Origin of the sequence: Streptomyces coryli (assembly GCF_011044975.1) — a bacterium.
Taxonomy (GTDB): Bacteria; Actinomycetota; Actinomycetes; order Streptomycetales; family Streptomycetaceae; genus Streptomyces; species Streptomyces coryli.
Map to the genome: position 1 here is coordinate 1 of NZ_JAAKZV010000528.1, position 1,440 is coordinate 1,440.

At 76.4% G+C, this 1,440-nt stretch carries 1 protein-coding gene; it reads right to left on the reverse strand.

Features of this window, described 5'->3' with window-relative positions:
* Positions 1-460 precede the first annotated feature (460 nt).
* Positions 461-1,440: FHA domain-containing protein (locus G5C51_RS41960; protein ID WP_165246181.1), on the reverse strand; the 980-nt coding region annotated here is incomplete at its 5' end.

The window sequence follows — 1,440 nt, forward strand, 5'->3', positions numbered from 1 at the left end:
GCGGCCGGGTGCGCTACGAGGGTGCGGGGTGGGGGTGCGCCCGCAGCGCGGGGATGAGCAGGACGTGCCAGCCGTGAGTGTCGGGGCCACGTGAGGACGTGCCCCCACCCCGCACCCGGCCCTCGCGATCAGTCTGTCCGCACCCGGGCCTACGGGATCGGTCCGTCCGCACCCTGGCCATGTGATCGTCCGCGCCCGGCCTACGCGATCGGCGCGTCCGCACCTAGGCCGCGTCATCCGCACCCAGCCTGTCCGCGCCTGGCCTACGCGATCGGCTGGCCTGCCCGCGCAGGCCACCGCACCCGACCCCCCGCCAACCAGCACGCGGCCAGCAGCACAGCGCAGCGCTGCGCCACGCACAATCAAGCCCGCCCGGCGCTTGAGGGCGAGCGCCGCCAGGCGCGACTTACCTAGGGGGCAGCATCCCCACCCCGCGGAGCAACGGGTGGGCTGGTGGGTGTCAGCCGCGCTGGAGGCGGATGGTCGTCCACGCCCCCACGTGCACGCGGTCGCCCTCCTGCAGCGGCACCGGCACGAACGGCTGGATCGGGTCCGCCGCGCCATTCACCGTCGTGCCGTTCGTCGAGTTCTGGTCCACCACCGCCCAACTGCCGTCCGGCTGTTCCACCAGGACCGCGTGCTGATGCGAGACGCCCGGGTCCTCCGGGGGGCGGGCCAGGTCGATGTCCGGGGACTCGCCCGTGGACTGGCGGCGGCGGCCGATGGTGATCTGCGGGCCGGTCAGGGTGACCTTCTGCTCCGGGGAGTACGCGGGCAGGTTGAGGCCCGCGGCCTCGGGGCCGCTGCGGGACATCATCGCGGTGAAGTACTCGCGGTCCGGGGTCACCACCGCCACCCAGCCGGCGCCGGACGCGGGCTGGGGCTCCGCACCCTGCGGGCCCGGCTCGGACGTGCTCGGCGGTGAGATGAAGAAGTCGCCGCTGCTGCCGTTGGCGCGCGGGTCACCGGCACCGGGGGGCGGCGGCGGACCGGGCTGTCCCGGGTAGCCGTAGCCACCCGCGCCCGGAGGCGGCGGAGGCGGGCCGTCGGGCGCACCGGGGCCCGGAGGCGCCGGCGCCGGAGCGGGCGGCGGAGGCGGCGGGCCGCCCGCAGGGCCGGGCGGCGGCGGACCCCCGGGGTCCATCGACAGCGGTTCCGCGGGGCGGTTGACCTGGGAAGGACGCGACGGCCGGTACTCCTCGCGGGCCGGCGGCCGGATTCCCTGGGAGAAGCCGGCGGGCTGCGCGGGGGGCACGTACGACGTCGGCTGGTGGGTCAGGAAGTTGTAGCGGCACTCCTCGCAGAACGGGGCCTGCGCCTCCCGCGGCGTATTGCACTGCGGGCACAGTTCCGCCTGCTGGGTCGGGTCGCCGCCGTACGAGGGGCTGCCGGGCGGCGGGCCCGGCTGTCCCGGGTAGCCGTAGCCACCGGAACCCGCGC